The organism is Streptomyces sp. NBC_01351 (genome assembly GCF_036237315.1).
Taxonomy (GTDB): domain Bacteria; phylum Actinomycetota; class Actinomycetes; order Streptomycetales; family Streptomycetaceae; genus Streptomyces.
In genome coordinates this window covers 823,838-842,605 of the sequence record NZ_CP108356.1, presented here as the reverse complement: position 1 = coordinate 842,605, position 18,768 = coordinate 823,838, and the positions used below count along the sequence as shown (strand labels likewise).

At 73.1% G+C, this 18,768-nt stretch carries 14 protein-coding genes; 9 read left to right on the top strand and 5 right to left on the bottom strand.

Going from position 1 to position 18,768, the window contains the following annotated elements; translation table 11 throughout:
- Positions 1–4: 4 nt before the first annotated feature.
- The 4 genes from OG625_RS04095 to OG625_RS04080 all read left to right on the top strand — a co-directional run bounded on the left by OG625_RS04095 (position 5) and on the right by OG625_RS04080 (position 5,124).
- Positions 5–2,068 (top strand): SpoIIE family protein phosphatase, encoded by a 2,064-nt coding sequence (locus tag OG625_RS04095; protein WP_329390433.1) that lies wholly within the window; start codon positions 5–7, stop codon positions 2,066–2,068.
- A 505-nt stretch (positions 2,069–2,573) separates the two neighbouring features.
- Positions 2,574–3,821, top strand: a complete 1,248-nt coding sequence (locus tag OG625_RS04090; RefSeq protein WP_329376685.1) for a hypothetical protein — start codon at positions 2,574–2,576, stop codon at positions 3,819–3,821.
- Positions 3,822–3,841: 20 nt separating this feature from the next.
- The gene (locus tag OG625_RS04085) at positions 3,842–4,702 is read left to right on the top strand and encodes an Fpg/Nei family DNA glycosylase (protein ID WP_329376684.1); all 861 of its coding nucleotides are present in this window, start codon (positions 3,842–3,844) and stop codon (positions 4,700–4,702) included.
- Positions 4,703–4,728: 26 nt separating this feature from the next.
- Positions 4,729–5,124 (top strand): hypothetical protein, encoded by a 396-nt coding sequence (locus OG625_RS04080; protein ID WP_443067672.1) that lies wholly within the window; start codon positions 4,729–4,731, stop codon positions 5,122–5,124.
- A gap of 26 nt (positions 5,125–5,150) precedes the next feature.
- On the opposite strand, the gene OG625_RS04075 is transcribed toward OG625_RS04080, so the two are convergent.
- Positions 5,151–7,499: an ABC transporter permease gene (locus OG625_RS04075; RefSeq protein WP_329376683.1), complete on the bottom strand. Its 2,349-nt coding sequence runs from the start codon at positions 7,497–7,499 to the stop codon at positions 5,151–5,153.
- On the bottom strand, positions 7,496–8,203 hold the full coding sequence (locus tag OG625_RS04070) for an ABC transporter ATP-binding protein (RefSeq protein WP_329376682.1): 708 nt from the start codon (positions 8,201–8,203) through the stop codon (positions 7,496–7,498). Before OG625_RS04070 ends, OG625_RS04075 begins: the two co-directional genes overlap by 4 nt.
- A 216-nt stretch (positions 8,204–8,419) precedes the next feature.
- Between OG625_RS04070 and OG625_RS04065 the strand changes: the two genes are divergently transcribed.
- Together OG625_RS04065 and OG625_RS04060 are read left to right on the top strand one after the other, a co-directional pair.
- Positions 8,420–9,712, top strand: a complete 1,293-nt coding sequence (locus tag OG625_RS04065) for a sensor histidine kinase (RefSeq protein WP_329376681.1) — start codon at positions 8,420–8,422, stop codon at positions 9,710–9,712.
- A complete protein-coding gene (locus OG625_RS04060; RefSeq protein WP_329376680.1) occupies positions 9,709–10,398 on the top strand; it encodes a response regulator transcription factor in 690 nt (229 codons plus the stop codon). The genes OG625_RS04065 and OG625_RS04060 overlap by 4 nt, the downstream gene beginning before the upstream one ends.
- On the opposite strand, the gene OG625_RS04055 is transcribed toward OG625_RS04060, so the two are convergent.
- A complete protein-coding gene (locus OG625_RS04055) occupies positions 10,395–11,075 on the bottom strand; it encodes a TetR/AcrR family transcriptional regulator (protein ID WP_329376679.1) in 681 nt (226 codons plus the stop codon). The two genes, OG625_RS04060 and OG625_RS04055, sit on opposite strands and share 4 nt — an antisense overlap.
- Before the next feature lie 114 nt (positions 11,076–11,189).
- Here OG625_RS04055 and OG625_RS04050 point away from each other — a divergent pair, with 114 nt between their 5' ends.
- Positions 11,190–12,239 (top strand): hypothetical protein, encoded by a 1,050-nt coding sequence (locus tag OG625_RS04050; protein ID WP_329376678.1) that lies wholly within the window; start codon positions 11,190–11,192, stop codon positions 12,237–12,239.
- Here OG625_RS04050 and OG625_RS04045 read toward each other — a convergent pair.
- Positions 12,215–12,715 carry a hypothetical protein gene (locus OG625_RS04045; RefSeq protein WP_329390429.1) on the bottom strand — a complete coding sequence of 167 codons (501 nt, stop codon included), beginning with the start codon at positions 12,713–12,715 and terminating at the stop codon, positions 12,215–12,217. The two genes, OG625_RS04050 and OG625_RS04045, sit on opposite strands and share 25 nt — an antisense overlap.
- 195 nt (positions 12,716–12,910) lie before the next feature.
- Positions 12,911–13,450, bottom strand: coding sequence for a sigma-70 family RNA polymerase sigma factor (locus tag OG625_RS04040; protein WP_329376677.1), 540 nt, complete (start codon positions 13,448–13,450; stop codon positions 12,911–12,913).
- A 376-nt stretch (positions 13,451–13,826) separates the two neighbouring features.
- Between OG625_RS04040 and OG625_RS04035 the strand changes: the two genes are divergently transcribed.
- Together OG625_RS04035 and lysX are read left to right on the top strand one after the other, a co-directional pair.
- Positions 13,827–15,020 (top strand): CapA family protein, encoded by a 1,194-nt coding sequence (locus OG625_RS04035; RefSeq protein ID WP_329376676.1) that lies wholly within the window; start codon positions 13,827–13,829, stop codon positions 15,018–15,020.
- A 417-nt stretch (positions 15,021–15,437) separates the two neighbouring features.
- A complete protein-coding gene (gene lysX, locus OG625_RS04030) occupies positions 15,438–18,740 on the top strand; it encodes a bifunctional lysylphosphatidylglycerol synthetase/lysine--tRNA ligase LysX (protein WP_329376675.1) in 3,303 nt (1,100 codons plus the stop codon).
- Positions 18,741–18,768 lie beyond the last annotated feature (28 nt).

Genomic DNA, 18,768 nt, shown 5'->3' with positions numbered 1-18,768 from the left:
GCGCCTGTGTCATGGTGGATCGGTGTTGACCGCCGTATCGTTGCCGGACGACTGGCCCGCACACCCGGACCGGTCGCTCTCGCTGAACCGCATGGGCAGTTTCGACTGGGACCTGGTCACCGGTCTCATGCACATGGACGAAGCCGCCCTCGACGTCTTCGACACGACCCCGGCCGAGTACGACGGCCGGCCCGAATCCCTCTCCCCGCGCGTCCCGCCCGCGGAGGGGACCCGGCTCGACGCCCTGGTCTCCTCCGCCCTCAAGAGCGGCGTGGACAGCTACGGCGCGTACTTCCGCATCCGCTGCCACGACGGCCGGCTGCGCTGGACGCACACCCAGGGCCGCGTCATGCGCGGCCCGGACGGGCGCCCGTACCGGATCATCGGCATCGTCCGGGACGCCACCGAGGAGCTCAGCCACTCGGCGGAGCGGCTCGGCCTCGACGAGGAGCGGCGCCGCCAGACCTCGGTGGTGGAGTCCACCACCGCCGCCTTGGCCCACGCCCGTACGGTCCAAGACGTCATCGACGCGCTCGGCGACGCCCACGGCCTGGAACGGCTCGGCTCGATGGGCATGGTGATGGGCCTCGTCGAGGCAGGCCGGATCCACCTCGTCGCGGAAGGCCCCGAAGGCAGCTTCGTCCCCGGCACGCGCTACACCCGCATCGACGAGCAGTACCCGATGAGCGAGGTCGTCCGCTCGCTCCAGCCGCGCTTCCTCGACTCGGCGCGGGAGTTCGCCGAGGACTACCCCGGCCTCTGGGCCAAGATCTCGTACATGGACATCTCGGCGGCCGCGTACCTTCCGCTGATCGCCCAGGCCAGACCCATCGGCGCGATCGGTCTCCTCTACCAGGACAAGGACGGCTTCACCCAGGACGAGCGCAACCTGCTCGTCGCGCTGGGCAGCAGCATCGCGCAGAGCCTCCAACGGGCCATGCTCCTGGAGCAGGAACACGACCTGGCGGAGGGCCTCCAGCAGGCCATGCTGCCGCGCCGGATCCCGCCGGTGCCGGGCGGCGAGATCGCGGTGCGCTACCGCTCCGCCCGGATGGGGCAGGACATCGGCGGCGACTGGTACGACGTCATCCCGCTGCCGGGCGGCCGGGTCGGCGCGGTCATCGGCGACGTCCAGGGCCACGACACGCACGCCGCGGCGGTGATGGGGCAGCTCCGGATCGTGCTGCGCGCGTACGCCGCGGAGGGGCACTCGCCGGGCACGGTGATGGCGCGGGCATCGGTGTTCCTCCACGAGCTGGACACCGATCGCTTCGCCACCTGCACGTACGTCGAGGCCGATCTGTCCACGGGGGTGCTGCAACTGGTCCGGGCCGGCCACCTCGACCCCCTGCTGCGCACCACGGACGGGGACTGCCGGCGCCTCCCCGTGAGCGGTGGGATGCCGCTCGGCCTGTCGGCGGAGTTCGGACGGCTCGAATACCCGGTGACCACGGTGGAACTGGACCCGGGAGAAACGCTCCTGCTGTGCACGGACGGCCTCGTGGAACAGCCCGGCGCCGACCTCGACGACGGCATCCGGCTGCTGACCTCGCTGGTCCGCAACGGCCCGGACGACCTCCAGCGACTCGCGGACCAGCTGTGCGGGGTCGTCGACGAACGCGGCGGCGACGACGACATGGCGCTGCTCCTGCTGCGCCGGGAGGCGGTGACCACTCCCGGCGGCGGGGGCCGCCTGCAGCAGCACGTGGCCCCGGCGGACCCGGAGGCGCTGGTCGCCGCGCGGCACATGATCGGCGCGGCGGTGCGCGCATGGGGCGCGCGGGAGCGGGCCGACGAGATCGAGCTCGTCGCGGACGAGCTGATCGTGAACGCCCTGATGCACACGGACGGCCCGGCGATCGTGACCCTCCGGGTCCTCTCGGGCCCGCAGCGCCGGCTCCGGGTCGAGGTCGAAGACCGCTCCAGCGCGCTGCCGAGGCGGCGGGAGGCGGGGGAGGCGGGGGTGTCGGGGAGGGGGCTGATGCTGGTGGACCGGCTGGCGGACGTGTGGGGTGTGGAGTCCCGGGGGAGCGGCAAGTGCGTGTGGTGCGAGTTCGTGATGGGGTAGCGGGGCGTGTCCCCTGCGGGGGGCTCGGCGGGGCGTGTCGTGCGGGTCCGGCTGCTCCGGGGGCTCGGCGGTGTCCCCTGGCGGGGGCTGCGGGTGGGGGCCGGTGCGGTGTCCCCTGGCGGGGTGCCGGGTGGGGGCCGGTGCCGGGGTGGGGTGTTGTCCGGGACTCATGATTTATGGCGCCTGGACGGGTCTTCGTTTGTTCGGGTGGCTGCCGCGCCACACATCACGTTTTACGTCCCGGACAACACCCCACCCCGTCCCCGTCCTGGGTGTCCCCCCTCGGCCTTCGGTCCGGGTCACACCCTGGCTCCGCCCGGATGACGCACTCTTCCGGGAACGTTTTCAGGTCCGGGCCGGGCAAAATCCAGCCCCTCCGGCGTTTGAGGAGTGGGGGTCGCCCCGGACGGAGTCTGGGGGAGGGTACGGGGCGGAGCCCCGGATCTTTGAGGCGCGGGGGAAAGTCCGTTGCGGCGGCTGCGGGGGTCCGTGAGGATCGGGGGCGATGACGACTGCCATAGACGAAGTACGCCGACTGCTGGCCGCAGGGGACCTGCCCGCCGCGGTCCGCTCGCTCCGGCCGCAGGCCGAGACCCTCCCCATCGAAGAACTCGCGCGGGCCGCCCACGCCTTGGCCGAGGCCGCCGGCTTCGAGAACCTCGCCGGGGCCGCCGCCAAGGCCCGCGCGGACGACCCCCAGGCCCTCTACGACCTCGGCTACGCCTGCGTCGAGCGCGGCGTGGCCTTCCTCGCCGTCGCGCCGCTGCGCGAGGCGCTGCGGCTGCTGCCCGACTCGCGGCCGCTGCTCGCCGAGCTGACCTCCGCCCTGGAGGACGAGCACCGGCACGCCGAGGCCGCCGCGCTGCTGGCGGCCCGGGGCGAGGAGCTGCCCGCCTGGCCCGAGACGTACCTCCTCGTGCACCACACCCTGCTCGCCGGGGACCTGGACAGCGCCGAACGGATCGGCCTCGCCCTCGCCGCCCCCGAGGACCCGCGCTGGTCCGGCGCGCACGAGCGGCAGAGGGGCCGGGTGCTGCGCAGCGCCCAGTCCCGCAGGGCCCAGCGCGCCGCGGGTCACCCCGATCCGCTCGGCGCGCAGGACCTGCGCGGCTGGCACTACGGGCTCACCGGCGGACTGCTCGGCACCCTCTCCCCGTACGGCTGGGGGGCCGGGATGACGGGCCGGTACGCCTACCTCGGCGACAGCGCCGGGCAGTGCCGGCGCGGCCTCGCCCGGTTCGCGCTCGCGCTGGAGGCCGCCGGGCGCCGCCCGGGGACGGTGTCGCTGCTGCCGGGCCGGTCCGACCGGATCCTCGGGCTCGCCGCCGCGCAGGTGCTCGGGCTGCCCGTGGTGCCGTACGAGCCCACCCGGACGGACACCGTCGTCGTGGCGCACGACCTGGGCGGGGTGGAGCAGGACCTCGTTCGCACGCTGCACGCGCGCGCCGACGGGCAGATCCTCTACGAGCACGCCACCTGCTGGACCGATCCGCCCGCCGTGAGCGCCGACTTCAGCGCGCTGCTGTGCCAGTTCGTCGCCGTGGCCTGGGAGGACGACGAGCGGGCCGAGGAGGAGATCGCCCGCGGGATCGCGGCCGCCGATCACGGGCCGGACGAGGGCGACGGAGAGAGCCCGGCCGATCCGGACGCGGCGTTCCGGGCGTTCGCCGCGGGCGTGCGCACCGGATGGCTCGCGGCGCCCCGTGACCGCGTCCCGTCGCCGGGTCCCGTGCTCAGCTCGCGTTTCGCCTGAGGCGGCGGCAGGCTGGAGCCATGCCGGAGCTGCCCGAGGTCGAGGCCCTGCGGGAGTACCTCGACGAGCACCTCACCGGGCGGGTGGTCGAGCGCGTCCTCCCGCTGGCGGTGAGCGTGCTCAAGACGTACGACCCGCCCGTGACCGCCCTCGAAGGGGAGCGGGCCGGTGCCACCGCCCGGTACGGCAAGTTCCTGGCCGTGCGGATCGGGGAGCTCCACCTCGTCACCCACCTGGCCAGGGCCGGCTGGCTGCGCTGGCAGGACACCCTGCCCGCGCAGCCGCCGCGCCCCGGCAAGGGGCCGCTCGCGCTGCGCGTCGTACTGGAGGGCGGCGGCGGGTTCGACCTCACGGAGGCGGGGACGCAGAAGCGGCTCGCCGTGTACGTGGTGCGCGATCCCCGGGAGGTGCCCGGGATCGCCCGGCTCGGTCCCGATCCGCTCGACGAGGGGTTCGACCGGGAAGCCTTCGCCGTGTTGCTGGCCGGGGAACGGCGGCAGATCAAGGGCGTGTTGAGGGACCAGAGCGTCATCGCGGGCATCGGGAACGCCTACAGCGATGAAATCCTGCACCGGGCGCGGGTTTCCCCGTTCAAGCCGGCCGCTGCGTTCGAGGAGGAGCAGGTCACCGAGCTCTACGCGGCCGTGCGGGACACCCTGCGGGAGGCCGTCGCCCGGGCGCACGGGGTGGCCGCCGGGGAGCTGAAGGCGGAGAAGAAGAGCGGCCTGCGGGTGCACGGGCGGGCCGGGGAGGCGTGTCCGGTGTGCGGGGACACCGTCCGATCGGTGTCCTTCGCCGACTCCTCGCTGGAGTACTGCCCCACGTGCCAGACGGGCGGGAAGCCGCTCGCCGACCGGCGGCTCTCGCGGCTCCTCAAATAGCCCGCCGCTGCGTAGACTCCGGCACCGTGCCCGAGGAACAGCAGTCGTCGCCCCGGCGCGAGGTCGTCACCGGGGTGCCCCGGGGCCACCGCCGCCGCCCGCCCGCGCACGCTCCTGCGCGCTCGGAGATCTCCGAGCAGACCACCCTCGGCGCCACCTACGTACGCGCCCTGATGCGCAGCCAGCTGCGGGCCGGGCTGGGCGCGCTGGCCGCGCTCGGGCTGCTGGTCGGCTCGCTGCCGCTGGTGTTCGTACTGCCGAGCGGGGGCCCGCGCACGCTGGTCTGGGTGGCGCTCGGCGTGCTGGTCTACCCGGTGATGTGGCTCATCGCCCGCTGGTACGTCACCCGGGCGGAGCGCAACGAGGCGGACTTCACCGGCCTGGTGACGGATCCCGCCGAGCGCTCCCCGGACGGCTTCTAGGACCCCCGACCGCGGGGACCGACCTCCTATTCGGTGCGCAGGGCCGCGGCGGTTCGGGTCCTGGCGGCCCAGCCGGCGGGCAGGAGCGCGCCCAGGGTGGCGATGAGCAGGCCGCCGAGTGCGAGCGGGACCAGTTCGGCCGCGTGGTAGACGGCGATGACGGAGTCCGGGAGGCGGAGCCCCGCGCTGTCGCCCATCGCGGGGATGACCCAGCCGTGCAGGGCGACGCCGAGCGGCACGCCCAGGGCGCCGGCGGCCAGGCCGGTCATCACGACCGAGGTGAGGACCATCGCGATGGTCTGCCGGGGGGTCATGCCGAGCGCCTTGTGGACGCCGATCTCCCGGACGCGCTCGCGGGTGTCGAGCAGCACGCCGCCCAGCACGCCGAGCGCGGCGACGGTGACGAGCATCAGCGTGAGGACCGCGGACAGCGCGTTGAGCGTGACGACCATGTCGCCGCCGGCGTCGAGCCCGCCGGCCCGGGCGCTGACCCCCAGCGGTGTCAGATCCTCGTTCAGCGCGTCGACGTAGCGGGTGACGTCGGTGCCCGAGAGGACCGCGATGTGATGGCTCGTCTCCGATAGGTCGGGACGTGCGGCCGCGAGGGTCGTGGCGTCGGTGAAGACCTGCATGCCGTCGTTGCGGGGGTCGAGGATCTCGCCGACGATCCGGACCGTGACCGGCTGGGCCAGGCCGTTCAGGGTGATGGTGTCGCCGATCCGGGTGCCGGTGCCGGCCAGGAACTGCGTCGGGACCACGGCCTCCCCGGGCTCGTCGATCCAGCGGCCCGCGACCATCGCGTAGCCGCCCCAGGAGGCGTCGCCGGTGAAGGCGATCACGTCGATGGTGCCGGTCACTCCGGACACGGTCGCCCGTACCGTCGCGGCCCTGTAGTACTTCCTGGTAGCGGAGTTGGCCTCGATGAGCGCCGCGACCGCGGCGGGATCGGCCTTCGGAAGCTTCTCGGGACCGGGGCCCTGGGGTCCGAACTCCGGCAAGGGTGCGGCCACGGTGACATCGGCGGCGTCGTGGGCCTTCGCCTTCATCACCTCGCCGAGCGAGGCGGCCATCCCCACGGTGAACGTGACGGCGATGGCGCCGAACAGGACCGCCGTGCCCATGGCCAGCGCCCGGGCGGGCCGCGCGAAGGGCCGGGCCAGGCCCAGGGCGACCGGCTGCGGCAGCGGCAGTCGGCCGGCCAGGCGGGCCGCCCACCGCCCGCGCCCCGCCGACGCGGTACCTCTGACGGCGAGCGCGTCGACCGTACGCAGCCGGCCGGCCCGCCAGGCACTCGCCCATGCGGACACCGCGACCAGGCAGAGCACCCCGGCGACCACCGCCGCGTCGACCCAGGGGGCGATGGTCAGGGACGACGTGCCGTAGACCTCCTCGGTTTCGGCCAGTACGGGGACGGCCAGCAGGTGCCCGGCGAGAACACCGAGTGCCGTGCCGACCGCGGCCGGGACCAGCGCCTGGCCGACGTACGCCCGTACGACCTGGGCAGGAGTGAAGCCGACGGCCTTGAGGATGCCGATGCGGCGTGTCCCCGCGCCGACGGACGACGCGACGACGTTGCCCACGATGAGCACCGACATGACCAGGCCGAGGGCCCCGAACGCGATCAGGAACGGGACGTAGAGCGCGGTGTCGCGCTCCGCCGCCTCCTTGACGGTGAGCCAGGACTGCTCCCCGACGGCTGCTCCCGGCGGCAGCGTATCCGTGAGGACCTTGCCGCCCGCGGTGATCTGCGCGGCGGTGCCCGCGTCGGCGAAGCGGTAGAGCATCTGGTAGCCGCCGCTGCCGGGCGCGGTGAGCGCCGGCATCTGGGACGGAACCACCCACGCGTCGGCGGTCTGCGTGACCGAGCGGCCCACACCGACGACCGTCAGGGTCGGGCCGCCGGGCAGGTCGGGGAAGGCGAGCTTCATGCCCATGGCCGGGAAGAGCGCGGATCCGGCGGACAGCACGATCTCGCCGGCGTGCGTGGGCCACCTCCCGTCGAGCAGCGTCACCTCGTCCACGTCCCGACCGGGATCGCCCCGGCCGACCACGGTCATCGGCCACCCGGGGCCGGCCCCGTCCGGCCGCGGGGTGACCGTCGCCGTCGCGAACGGCCCGGCAGCGCCGCTCACCTCCTCGGCGTCCTTGGTCGTCGCCAGCTGCGCGGCACTCACCTTGCCCGCGTCGAACTCGACGGACAGATGCGCGCCGTGCTGCCTGGCGAAGGCGTCGTCGAAGGGCGCGCCGGAGACCACGAGGAGCGATCCGCCGAGGACGGAGGCGGCCACCGCCATCATCGTGGCGAGCCCGATCACCAGCGTCTGCACCCGGCGGCGTCCCACCCCCGAGCGCACCACCTTGCCGAGCGCGCTCATCGGACGGTCTCCGGGGCGACGGTCCGCGAGCGGACGTCCTCGGTGATCCGGCCGTCGGCGATCCGGACCGTGCGGTTCGTGCAGGACCGGGCCAGAGCCAGGTCGTGGGTGACCACGACGATGGTCTGGCCCTCCGCGTTGAGGTCGGTGAGCAGCCTGCTGACGTCCTGTCCGGCGGCCGTGTCCAGGGCCCCGGTCGGTTCGTCGGCCAGGAGCAGCGGCGGCCGGTTCATCAACGCCCGGGCCACCGCGACGCGCTGCCGCTCGCCGCCGGACAGCCGCCCCGGGTAGGCGCGGGCGTGCCGGTCGATGCCGAGGACTTCCAGGAGTTCCGCCGTCCGGCGATCGGCCTCACCACGTGCCGTACCGGCGAGCCGCGCGGGCAGGACGACGTTGTCGGCGACGGTCAGATCGTCGAGCAGGTTGAAGAACTGGAAGACCATCCCGATCTTCGACCGCCGGTACAGCGCCGCTCCGGCCTCGCCCAACCGGTCCACCCGCACCCCGTCCACGGTGACGGTCCCGGTATCCGGCCGGTCGAGGCCCGCGATCAGATTGAGCAGCGTCGACTTGCCGCTGCCGGACGGGCCGAGGATCGCGACGGCCTCGCCGGGCAGCACGGTCAGCGACGCCTCGTGCAGCGCGGGCGGGCCGTCGTCGTAGCGGCGGCTCACCGCGCGCAGTTCGATCACAGGCGTGGTCATGAGAGGGCTCCTCAGGTAGGGGCAACCGGGCTCCGTGAACGCTAGGTACGGGCCCGGCCCGAGCGCGTCGGCCGCCCGAACCCCTTGCGGTACCGCGCTCGGATGAGCCCTGGAAACGTCATCCCTGCGATGTAGGCGGCTGATGTATCCGCTGCACCGGGAATGACCACGGGGACGGACGCGCAGGCCCGGAGCAGTGGCGACAATGAACCGGTGATGAACGTACGTACGGCGCCGGAGCGGCTGAGGAAGGCGATCCGCGACGCCGGGCAGCCGGCCGGCCCACTGCCGCAGCCCACCCCGCGGGCCCGGCAGTTCGACATGCTCCTGGCGCTGGCGATCGGCATCGCCACCCTCTACTACGCCATCGACAACTGGAAGCAGCAGGTACCCGAGTTCCCACCGGGTGCGGTCCGGCACGTGCCGCCCACCGGCCTCGGCGGCCTGGCCCTGATGGCGACGCTCGCGCTCATCGCCTCGGCCGCACTCGCGCTGCGCCGCCGTTACCCGCTCGCCGTGCTCTGCGTCGTGACGGCCGCGGCTCTGCTCACTCCGTACGACGTATCGCGGCTGACCTTCTACGCGTTCGTCATCGCCGTCTACAGCGCCGCCGTCCACAGCCCCTACCGGGTGGTGACCCTGGCCGCGATGCCGGTGGCGGTCCTGCTGGTCGGCACCTCCGGGAACTCGGTGAAACCGATCGTCCCCAGCCAGTACGTCACGCTGCTGATCCTGGTTCCGATGGCGGTGGCCGCCATCGGGCTGCGCACCTGGAAACTGCGGACCGACGAGAGCCGCGCCCGGCTAACCGCTCTGGAACGCGAACAGGCAGAGGCGCTGCGCCGGGCGGTCGAGCACGAGCGCGCGAGGATCGCTCGCGAACTGCACGACGTCGTCACGCACAACGTCAGCGTGATGATCATCCAGGCGGGCGCCGCCCGCAAGATCATGAAGACCTCCCCCGAGCAGGCCGGCGAGGCGCTGCTCGCCGTCGAGGCGGGCGGACGGGCGGCCATGACCGAGCTGCGTCACGTCATGGGCCTGCTCACGATGGCCGACGAGCCCGAGGGGGCGGACGGAGATACGGACCCGACCGACACGGCTGCGGAGTTGGCCCCGCAGCCCGGCCTGGACCAGCTGGGCATGTTGGTCGGACGGGTCCGGGACACGGGACTGCCGGTCGGCCTCACTGTGACCGGCCCGCCCTGTCCCCTCCCTCCCGGAGTCGAACTCGCCGCCTACCGCGTGGTCCAGGAAGCCCTGACCAACACCGTGAAGCACGCGTCCGGCGCCACCGCCGCCGTGACCGTCGAATACGGCCCGGACCGGCTCCGGGTGGAAGTCACCGACACCGGTGGACGCCCGGGCGCGGGCGCGGGGGCCGGGAACGGCCGGGGCCTGCTCGGCCTGCGCGAGCGCCTCGCCGTCTACGACGGAACCCTGAGCACCGGAAGGCGGCTGACCGGCGGGTACCGTGTGGAGGCGCTGATCCCCTTGGAGGCACCGTGACCGAGCAGCCGCCGCGTGTGCTCCTGGCCGACGACCAGACCCTGGTCCGTACCGGGTTCCGGATGATCCTCGGCGCCGACGGGATCGACGTGGTCGCCGAGGCGACCAACGGAGCCGAGGCGGTCGAAGCGGTCCGCCGAACCCGGCCCGACGTGGTCCTGATGGACGTCCGGATGCCCGAGATGGACGGCCTGGAGGCCACCCGCCGCATCCTCACCGGAGCCCCGGGCGAACCCCGTGTCATCATCCTGACCACCTTCGACCTCGACCGGTACGTCTACGCGGCGCTGTCCGCCGGGGCCAGCGGCTTCCTCCTCAAGGACGTCACCCCCGAGCACCTGGCCTCGGCCGTCCGCACGGTCCGTACCGGCGACGCCCTCCTGGCTCCCGCCATCACCCGCCGCCTCGTGCAGAGGTTCGCCCAGCGCGGCACCGACACCGCCGCCCTCCATCGCGACCTCGCCTCGCTCACCCCGCGCGAACTGGAGGTGCTCGGCCTGCTGGCCCGGGGGCTGAGCAACGCCGAACTCGCCACCCGTCTCCACCTGGCCGAGGCGACCGTCAAGACGCACGTCGCCCGCATCCTCGCCAAGCTCGGACTCCGCGACCGCGTCCAGGCGGTCATCGTCGCCTACGAGACGGGGCTGGTCAGCGCCGGCGAACGCGGGGCCGCCCAGGGGTCCTAGGCGCGGCCGGCGCGGCGGGACTCCAGGCCGTCGAGGATGGCCTCCACGCCGAACTCGAACTTCTCGGCGGCGAGCGACGCGGGGTCGGCGCCCTGCTGGTCCTCGATGCGGGCGCGTAGCCGCGGGTAGCGCGAGGCGATGGCCCACGCCCATTCGGCGACGCTCTGCGGCGGGCCCTCGTCGCCCTTTCCCCGGGGGACCTGGGCCTCGGCGAGCGTCGCCTGGGAGGCGTCGGCGAGCAGGGTGCCGGCGACGAACGTGAAGGTCGTGTTCACGGCCCAGTCGAGCTCGCGGCCGGTGAACCCGGCGGCCTCGTAGATCGCGTACGAGTGCTCCTGGAAGCCGGCCATCCCGGGGCCGTAGACGAAGTGCGTGCTGATGGCGGGGACGAGCCACGGGTGGCGCCTGCCCAGGGCGTACGTGTCGTGCACCAGCGCACGGGCCGCGGCCCGCCAGCCGATCTCGACGGGGTCGGGGAAGGTCAGCTCGGCCCACACCTCGTCGGCCGCGAGGACCACGAGGCTCTCCTTGCTCCCGACGTGCCAGTACATCGCGGTGGCCGCCGAACCCATCCGCTGACCGAGACGGCGCATGCTCAGGCCGTCGATGCCCTCGCTGTCGAGGAGGTCGATGGCGGCCCGGACGATCTGGTCACGGCTCAAGGTCTCACGTGGCATGAGCCCAGCGTAGCCGACCTCCTTGCACAGTGTTCAAGAAGGGGGTTGCGCTGCGCGCGGACCTCTTTTACGGTGTGCAAGTCAGCGAACTTGAACAGCGTAAAAGGAGCCGCAGTGACCGCGTCGATCAAGCCCGCACCCGCCGCCCGCCGCAGTGCCCGGGGCACCTGGCACCGCCCGCTGCTGATCTGCGCCGCCCTCATGGCGGTCCTCGTGGCCCTCTGCGGCGTCGGGATGGCCGTGGACGACCGGACCCTGCTGGGCGAGTCGGTCTGGGCCAAGCCGATGAAGTTCGGCTTCGCCTTCGCCCTCTACACCGGAACGCTGGCCTGGCTGCTGGCGAGACTGGACAGGGGGAGGCGCCTCGCCCGGTGGGTCGGCACCGTCTTCGCGGTGGCCACGACCGCCGAAGTCGCCGCCATCACCGTCCAGGCGGCACGCGGAACGATCAGCCACTTCAACGCCGACCAGAGCGACCCGATCACCCTGGCCCTGGTGCCGATCCTCACCCTCGGCGTCATGGTCATCGTCATCGCGCAACTGGTCGTCGCAATCATCGTGTTGATGCAGCGCACGGGCGGCAGGGACCTGAACCGGGCCATCCGTGCCGGCCTCGGCCTCGCCACCGTCGGCATGCTCATCCCGGTCTACTGGATGGTGACCGGGATACACGAGCGCACCGTCACCGACGCGAACGGCAACGAGATCCCCATGTATCAGGGCCACGGCATAGGCGACCCCGACGGACACGGCATGCCCCTCACCAACTGGAGCGTCACCGGCGGCGACTTCCGGGTCCCGCACTTCTTCGCCCTGCACGGCATCCAGGTCCTGCTGGTGCTCACCGTCGTGCTGGTCGCCCTGTCGGCCCGGCACGCCTGGCTGCGCGACGAGCGGGTCCGCGCCCGTCTCGTGGGCAGTGCCGCACTTGGCTACAGCGGTCTCGTCGCCGTCGTGACCTGGCAGGCCGGCCGCGGCCAGTCCCTGATCCACCCGGACGCCGCGACCCTCGCCGCCTTCGCGGCGGTCCTGTTGGTCGGTGCCGCGACCACCGTGCGCGTGGTCGTCACCGCACGGCGTGCGGCGGCCGCGGCGGCTGTCGCGGCCCCGGCCGGGCTGGTGGAGCCGGAGTCCGCGGCTCAGAACAAGTGCATCGCCAAGTGACCGAGCGGCAGCCCGAGTTGCCAGGCGGGGGTCCACACCCGGGCGTTCTCGTCCAGGCCCGCCGGGGTGTCGGCGTGGCCGTGCCGGCCGGGGTCGAGATTGGTGGCGAAGAGTTCGGTGCTGTCGAGCCAGCGCCATGCGACCCGGGCCAGTTCCAGGTCCGGGTCCTCGCCCCGGCCCCGCTCCCTGGCCTCCTCGCCCAGTGCGAGGAACCGGGTGTGCACCCAGTCGCGCCAGGGATGTCCGTACGCCGTCAGGGACATCCACTCGTCGAGCTGGGAGACGACCCGGATCCCGGAGAGCTCGCCGGCGGCGTCCGAGAGGTAGATCGTCAGTGCGAGCGTGTCGCGGCCGGCCCGGAACTCCAGCGTGCTGACCGGGATCAGCCGGCCCGTGCGCAGCAGTTCGTCCGCGATGTACTCGGCGTAGAGCCAAGCCATGGGCACCGCGAGCCCGCCGTCACTGGTGCCGTTCATACCCTCGGGCTGCACCGTTCCACCTTCTCCCGCGCGTCGAGCGTCCCGCCGTCAGCCCCGAGCCTTCACCCGGCGGCTCGTAGAGCGGGGGATGTTTACTCAACTTGCACGCTCTGATGCCGAATTCGATGCACTTCGTGTCCGGTCCGCGTGCGTTCGAGGCGATACCCGACCCGTTCGGCTTCGGGGGAGCCATCAGGCGCCGAGACCGTACCCGTATCCCTGGAGGCCCTTCCTGAGGGCGCGCAGGGCGTAGTACGTACGGGACTTCACCGTTCCGGCGGGGATCCCGAGCTCGGCGGCGGCCTCAGCCACCGAGCGGTCCTGGAAGTACACCTGCATCAGCACCTCGCGGTGCTCCTGGCCCAGCGATCCGACGGCCCGGCGGACGTCGATCGCCGTGACCGAGCCGGCCACCGCGTCCTCGGGGGCGGGCGCCTGCTCAAGCCCTTCCGGGTCCACTTCCTGCGGCCGGGACAGCCGGGCCCGGCGGGCGTCGATCGCGAGCCGACGGGCCACCGTGAACAGCCAGGGCCGCATCGATTCGTGCGCGCTCGCCAGGACCTCCGGGTGCTGCCAGACCCGTACGAGGGTTTCCTGTACGAGGTCCTCCGCGCGCTGGGCGTCGCCGGCCGTGAGGCCGAGCAGGAAACCGAACAGGGCCCGTCCGTGGTCGCGCTGGAGTTCGGCCAGGGCTTCGGGATCCGTGCGCTGGAGGGTGGGGGAGAGCGGCACGAGGGGCTCCTTCCGCGGGTGTGTGGGGGCCGACCGGGGGCGACCCGTTCACCCTGACCTGCGGCGGGCCGCCTCGGAACCGTCCCGTCCACGTGGTGCGCCCAAGTACCTGGGTCGGCCGGTGGGCGGCAGTGCCGAGCGGCGAACGGTCGAACGGCGCGGCGAACGGCAGGGGGCCGGTGGGGGCCGGCGGGGGGTCGGTGGGGGGTGGGCGGGGGTCGGCAGGGCGTGGCCGGGCGTGGGCCGGGGCCGGGGATGGGCCATTGGGGTGGGCGCGCGTCAGGCGGACGGATCCGTTCCTTGACTTGCGGCGTCTCCTTATGTGGATTGCAGGTGATCTGACATCAGATAGTCGTACTAATGAGAGCTGGGACAGATGAGCAAGAGCCCCCGGCGAACGACCGCCCTCCTGTCCGCCCTCCTGCTGTCCGCAGCGGCCGCGTCCACGGCCGGCTGCTCCGCAGCCGGGGAATCCGCACCGGCCCGCCTCGCCGACTCCGGCCGGCCGTCGCCCCCCAGCGCTGCGGGATCCCCCGCCGCCAAGGGCTTCACCCTCGTCGCGAGCGGCGACGTACTGCCGCACACCTCGGTCATCCAGCGCGCGGCGAACGACGCTCCCGGCGATGGCTACGACTTCGGGCCGATGTTCTCCGGCGTCAAGTCCGTGGTGTCGGCGGCCGACCTCGCCCTGTGTCACATGGAGACCATCTACGGCCAGGACGGCGGCCCGTTCTCCGGCTACCCGGCCTTCAAATCCCCGCCCGAGGTGGCCGACGGGCTGAAGGAGACCGGGTACGACGGGTGCTCCACGGCCTCGAACCACACCCTCGACGACGGCGCCGGCGGGCTGCGCCGCACCCTGGACCGCTTCGACAAGGTCGGGCTGAAGCACGCCGGTTCGGCCCGCACCGCCGCCGAGGCCGCCACGGTGACCACGTACACGGCGGGCTCCGCCAAGGTCGCGCACCTCGCCTACACCTACGACACCAACGGCTACCCGCTGCCGGAGGGGCAGCCGTGGGCGGTCAACCTGATGAAGCAGGACAAGATCATCGCCGATGCGCGGGCCGCCCGGACGGCGGGCGCGGACGTGGTGCTGGTGAGCGTGCACTGGGGCACGGAGTGGCAGACCGCACCGGACGAGACCCAGCTCTCGCTCGGCAAGGCCCTGACCGCCTCGCAGACCGGCGGCCGCCCCGACATCGACCTGATCCTCGGCACGCACGCGCACATCCCGCAGGCCTACGAGAAGGTCAACGGCACCTGGATCATCTACGGCATGGGCGACCAGGTCGCGGGCGAGATGTTCAACTACACGGGCGCGCGGGACATGCGCGGCAACTACGGCTCGATCGGACGCTTCACCTTCGCCCCGCCGGCCGCGGCCGGGCAGCGCTGGCAGGTGACCAAGGCCGAGTTCGTCCCGCAGATGATGGACCTCTCCACCGGGCGGGTGATCAACCTCGCGCTCGACTCCGAGGGGGAGGCGTACGCGAGTGCCAAGGAGGCCGTCACCGAGGCCGTCCTCAGCCGCGGGGCCGCGAAGGACGGGCTCACCATGGGGAAGTGAGCCGGTACCTGACCGACACCGGCGCGATCCCCTCGGTGGTGTCCGCCACTGGCGCGCCCTGTGGGGCGGCGGGCCCAGCCGGGGCTGGGGCGGGTGCGGGGTCGGTGTGGGGCCGGCCCGGCCGTGGCCGGGCGCGCGCCGGGGCGTCTCCTCGGGCGTCGAACGGTTCGAGGGGTCGGTAGGCCGAGGGTGGTTGTGTTCGACGCCCTGCGGGGACGCCCCGACACACACCCGGCCCCGTCCGGTCCGGGGGGTCCCGGCCTGAGTCGGGGGCACGGGTGCCCTGCGGGGACTGCCCGACGCACGCCCGTCCCCGTTCGGGCCTGCGGGACACGGCCCAGCTCCGCCGCGTACGCGAGCCCGGAGGCCGAGCCGTTCGCCGCGCGGACGGCGGTGGTCCTCCTTACAGTGCGAACCATGAGTGCCACCGTGGAGGAGACGCGCGGGACCCGGAACCGCTTCCTGAACCGGGTGCCCGACGGATTCGGAGCGTTCTTCGGAACGCTCGGTCTGCTGTGCGCGCTGCTCTCGCTCTCGCCCACCCTGCGGCGGCTCCTGCGGCACGTCGTGCGCTTCCTCGACCTCATCGTCGTACCGGTCAGCGCGAACCTCGCCTACGCCGTCTTCCTCTTCCTTCTCGCCGCGGCCCTCGGCACCCGCAAGAAGGTCGCCTGGTGGATCGTCATCACCTATTTGGCCCTGCTGATCCTCGCCGACGTGCTGAGCATCGCCGAGGGCGACTACGGGATCGGCGTCCCCTCCATGGCCGTCGCCGTGGCCGCGATGGGGCTGCTGATCGCCGCCCGACGGGAGTTCTACGCCGCCTCCCGGCCCGGCGCCCTGTGGCGGGCCATGGTCGTTCTCGGCGTCGGGCTGCTCGCGGCCGTGCTCGTCGGCTGGGGGCTCGTCGCGATCTTCCCCGGCAGCCTGCCCCGGGGCCAGTGGCTGGACTGGGCCGCCAAGCAGGTCTTCGGCGGGCTCTTCTCCGCCCGGCAGTTCGACGGCCGCCCGCCCCGCCCGCTGTACTTCCTGCTCGGCCTCCTCGGCGCCCTCGCCCTGCTGAACGCGGCCGCCACCCTCTTCCGCTCCCAGCGCCTGACCGCCGCCCTGCACGGCGACGAGGAGCCCCGCATCCGCGCGCTGCTGGGCGCGTACGGGCGGGGCGACTCCCTCGGCTACTTCGCCACCCGGCGCGACAAGGCCGTCGTGTTCGCCCCCAACGGCAAGGCCGCCGTCACCTACCGTGTCGAGGCCGGAGTCTGCCTCGGTAGCGGCGACCCGGTCGGCGACCCGGCCGCGTGGACCCCGGCCATCGACGCCTGGCTGGCCGTCGCCCGCCGCTACGGCTGGCAGCCCGCCGTCATGGGCGCCTCCGAGGACGGCGCCACCGCCTACGCCCGCTCCGGCCTCAGCGCCCTCCAGCTCGGCGACGAGGCCATCCTGCACGTCGCCCACTTCGACCTCGACGGCCGGGACATGCGCGTCACCCGCCAGGCCGTCAACCGCGTCAAGCGCACCGGAGCCACCACCGTCATCCGCCGCCACTCCGCCCTCTCCGAGGACGAGATGCAGATGATCGTGGACCGGGCCGACAAGTGGCGCGACACGGAGACCGAGCGCGGTTTCTCCATGGCCCTGGACCGGCTCGGGGACGCCGCCGACGGCGACTGCCTGCTGGTGGAGGCCTTCGACGACAAGGGGGAGCTGATCGCCCTGCTCTCCTTCGTCCCCTGGGGCAAGGACGGCATCTCCCTCGACCTGATGCGCCGCGACCGCACCGCCCCCAACGGGGTCATGGAGTTCATGGTCGCCCAGCTGTGCGCCGCGGCCCCCGGCCTCGGCGTGCGCAGGATCTCCCTCAACTTCGCCGTCTTCCGCTCCGCCTTCGAGGAGGGCGGCCGGATCGGCGCCGGCCCCGTGCTCAAGCTGTGGCGCAAGCTGCTGCTCTTCTTCTCCCGCTGGTGGCAGCTGGAGGCCCTGTACCGCTCGAACGTCAAGTACGGCCCCGAGTGGTACCCGCGCTTCCTCTGCTACCAGGACGCCGGCTCCCTCGCCCGAGTCAGCCTCGCCTCCGGCATCGCCGAGGGCTTCGTCTCCGTACCCAGCATGCGCACCCTGTGGGGCAACGGCCGCCCCAGGGGCCTCACCGCCCCCGCCACCACCGAGGGCCTGCCCTCCATCGACTCCCTCGGCTTGGACGCGGTGGGGGAGGAGGGCGCGAGCGCGGCCTCCGAGCGGCTGCCCGAGCAGGTCCGCGTCCGGCACGCCAAGCTGGAGCGCATCCGGGCGGGCGGCACCGACCCGTACCCCGTAGGCATCCGGCCGCGCACGCACACGGTGGCCCAGCTGAAGGCCGCGCACCCGGGCCACCCGCCGAGGACCCGCTCCGGCGAACAGGTCACGCTCGCCGGGCGCGTGATGGTCGTACGCGACCTCGGCGGCGTGGTCTTCGCCGTGCTGCGTGACTGGTCCGGGGACGTCCAGCTGATGTTCACCCGCGACGAGACGGGGGCCGGCGTACTGGACACCTTCACCTCCCAGGTCGACTTCGGCGACCACGTGGTCGCGAGCGGTGAGGTCGGCGCCAGCAAGAGCGGCGAGCTCTCCCTCCTCGTGGACTCCTGGCAGCTCACCGGCAAGTGCCTGCGCCCCCTGCCCGACAAGCGCAAGGGCCTCGCCGACCCGGAGGCCCGGGTCCGGCGCCGCTACCTCGACCTCGTCGCCAGCCCCGAGGCGCGCGACGTCGTACGGGCCCGGTCCAGCGCCGTCCAGGCACTGCGCCAGGGGCTGCTCGACCGCGGCTACCTGGAGGTCGAGACCCCGATGCTCCAGCAGATCCACGGCGGCGCCAACGCCCGGCCCTTCCGCACCCACATCAACGCCTACGACCTGGACCTGTACCTGCGCATCGCCCCCGAGCTGTACCTCAAGCGGCTCTGCGTCGGCGGCATGGAGAAGGTCTTCGAAATGGGGCGGACCTTCCGCAACGAGGGCGTCTCCTACAAGCACAACCCCGAGTTCACGATGCTGGAGGCGTACCAGGCCTTCGCCGACTACGACGTGATGCTCGACCTCACGCGCGAACTCATCCAGGGCGCCGCCACCGCCGCCTACGGCTCACCGATCGCGCACAAGGCGGGCCCGGACGGCAAGCTCGTCGTTCACGACATCTCCGGGACCTGGCCGGTCAAGACCATGTACGGGGCGATCAGCGAGGCCCTCGGCGAGGAGGTCGACGCCGACACCGAGGAGCACGTCCTGCGCAGGCTCTGCGACCGGTCGGGCGTACCGCACGCGCCCGAGGACACCCGCGGGGACGTGGTCCTGGAGATGTACGAACGGCTGGTGGAGGAGCGGACCAAGCTGCCCACCTTCTACAAGGACTTCCCCACGGACGTCTCCCCGCTCACCCGCCAGCACCGCAAGGACCCGCGGCTCGCCGAGCGCTGGGACCTGGTCGCCTTCGGCACCGAACTGGGCACCGCCTACTCGGAGCTGACCGACCCGGTCGAGCAGCGGCGCCGGCTCACCGCCCAGTCCCTGCTCGCGGCGGGCGGGGACCCGGAGGCCATGGAACTCGACAACGACTTCCTGGACGCGCTGGAGTACGCGATGCCGCCGACGGGCGGTCTGGGCATCGGAGTGGACCGCCTCGTCATGTTCCTGACGGGCCTGACGATCCGCGAGACGCTGCCGTTCCCGCTGGTACGACGCGGCTGAACGGGTGAGGGGAAGGGGGCGCGTCCGC

What these genes read in the sequence shown, in the direction of transcription:
- OG625_RS04085 (WP_329376684.1), top strand. Translation starts at nt 3,842, where the DNA reads ATGCCGGAGCTGCCCGAGGTCGAGGCCCTGCGGGAGTACCTCGACGAG.
- OG625_RS04065 (WP_329376681.1), top strand. Translation starts at nt 8,420, where the DNA reads ATGAACGTACGTACGGCGCCGGAGCGGCTGAGGAAGGCGATCCGCGAC.
- OG625_RS04045 (WP_329390429.1), bottom strand. Translation starts at nt 12,715, where the DNA reads ATGAACGGCACCAGTGACGGCGGGCTCGCGGTGCCCATGGCTTGGCTC.
- OG625_RS04055 (WP_329376679.1), bottom strand. Translation starts at nt 11,075, where the DNA reads ATGCCACGTGAGACCTTGAGCCGTGACCAGATCGTCCGGGCCGCCATC.
- OG625_RS04035 (WP_329376676.1), top strand. Translation starts at nt 13,827, where the DNA reads ATGAGCAAGAGCCCCCGGCGAACGACCGCCCTCCTGTCCGCCCTCCTG.
- OG625_RS04090 (WP_329376685.1), top strand. Translation starts at nt 2,574, where the DNA reads ATGACGACTGCCATAGACGAAGTACGCCGACTGCTGGCCGCAGGGGAC.
- OG625_RS04075 (WP_329376683.1), bottom strand. Translation starts at nt 7,499, where the DNA reads ATGAGCGCGCTCGGCAAGGTGGTGCGCTCGGGGGTGGGACGCCGCCGG.
- OG625_RS04070 (WP_329376682.1), bottom strand. Translation starts at nt 8,203, where the DNA reads ATGACCACGCCTGTGATCGAACTGCGCGCGGTGAGCCGCCGCTACGAC.
- lysX (WP_329376675.1), top strand. Translation starts at nt 15,438, where the DNA reads ATGAGTGCCACCGTGGAGGAGACGCGCGGGACCCGGAACCGCTTCCTG.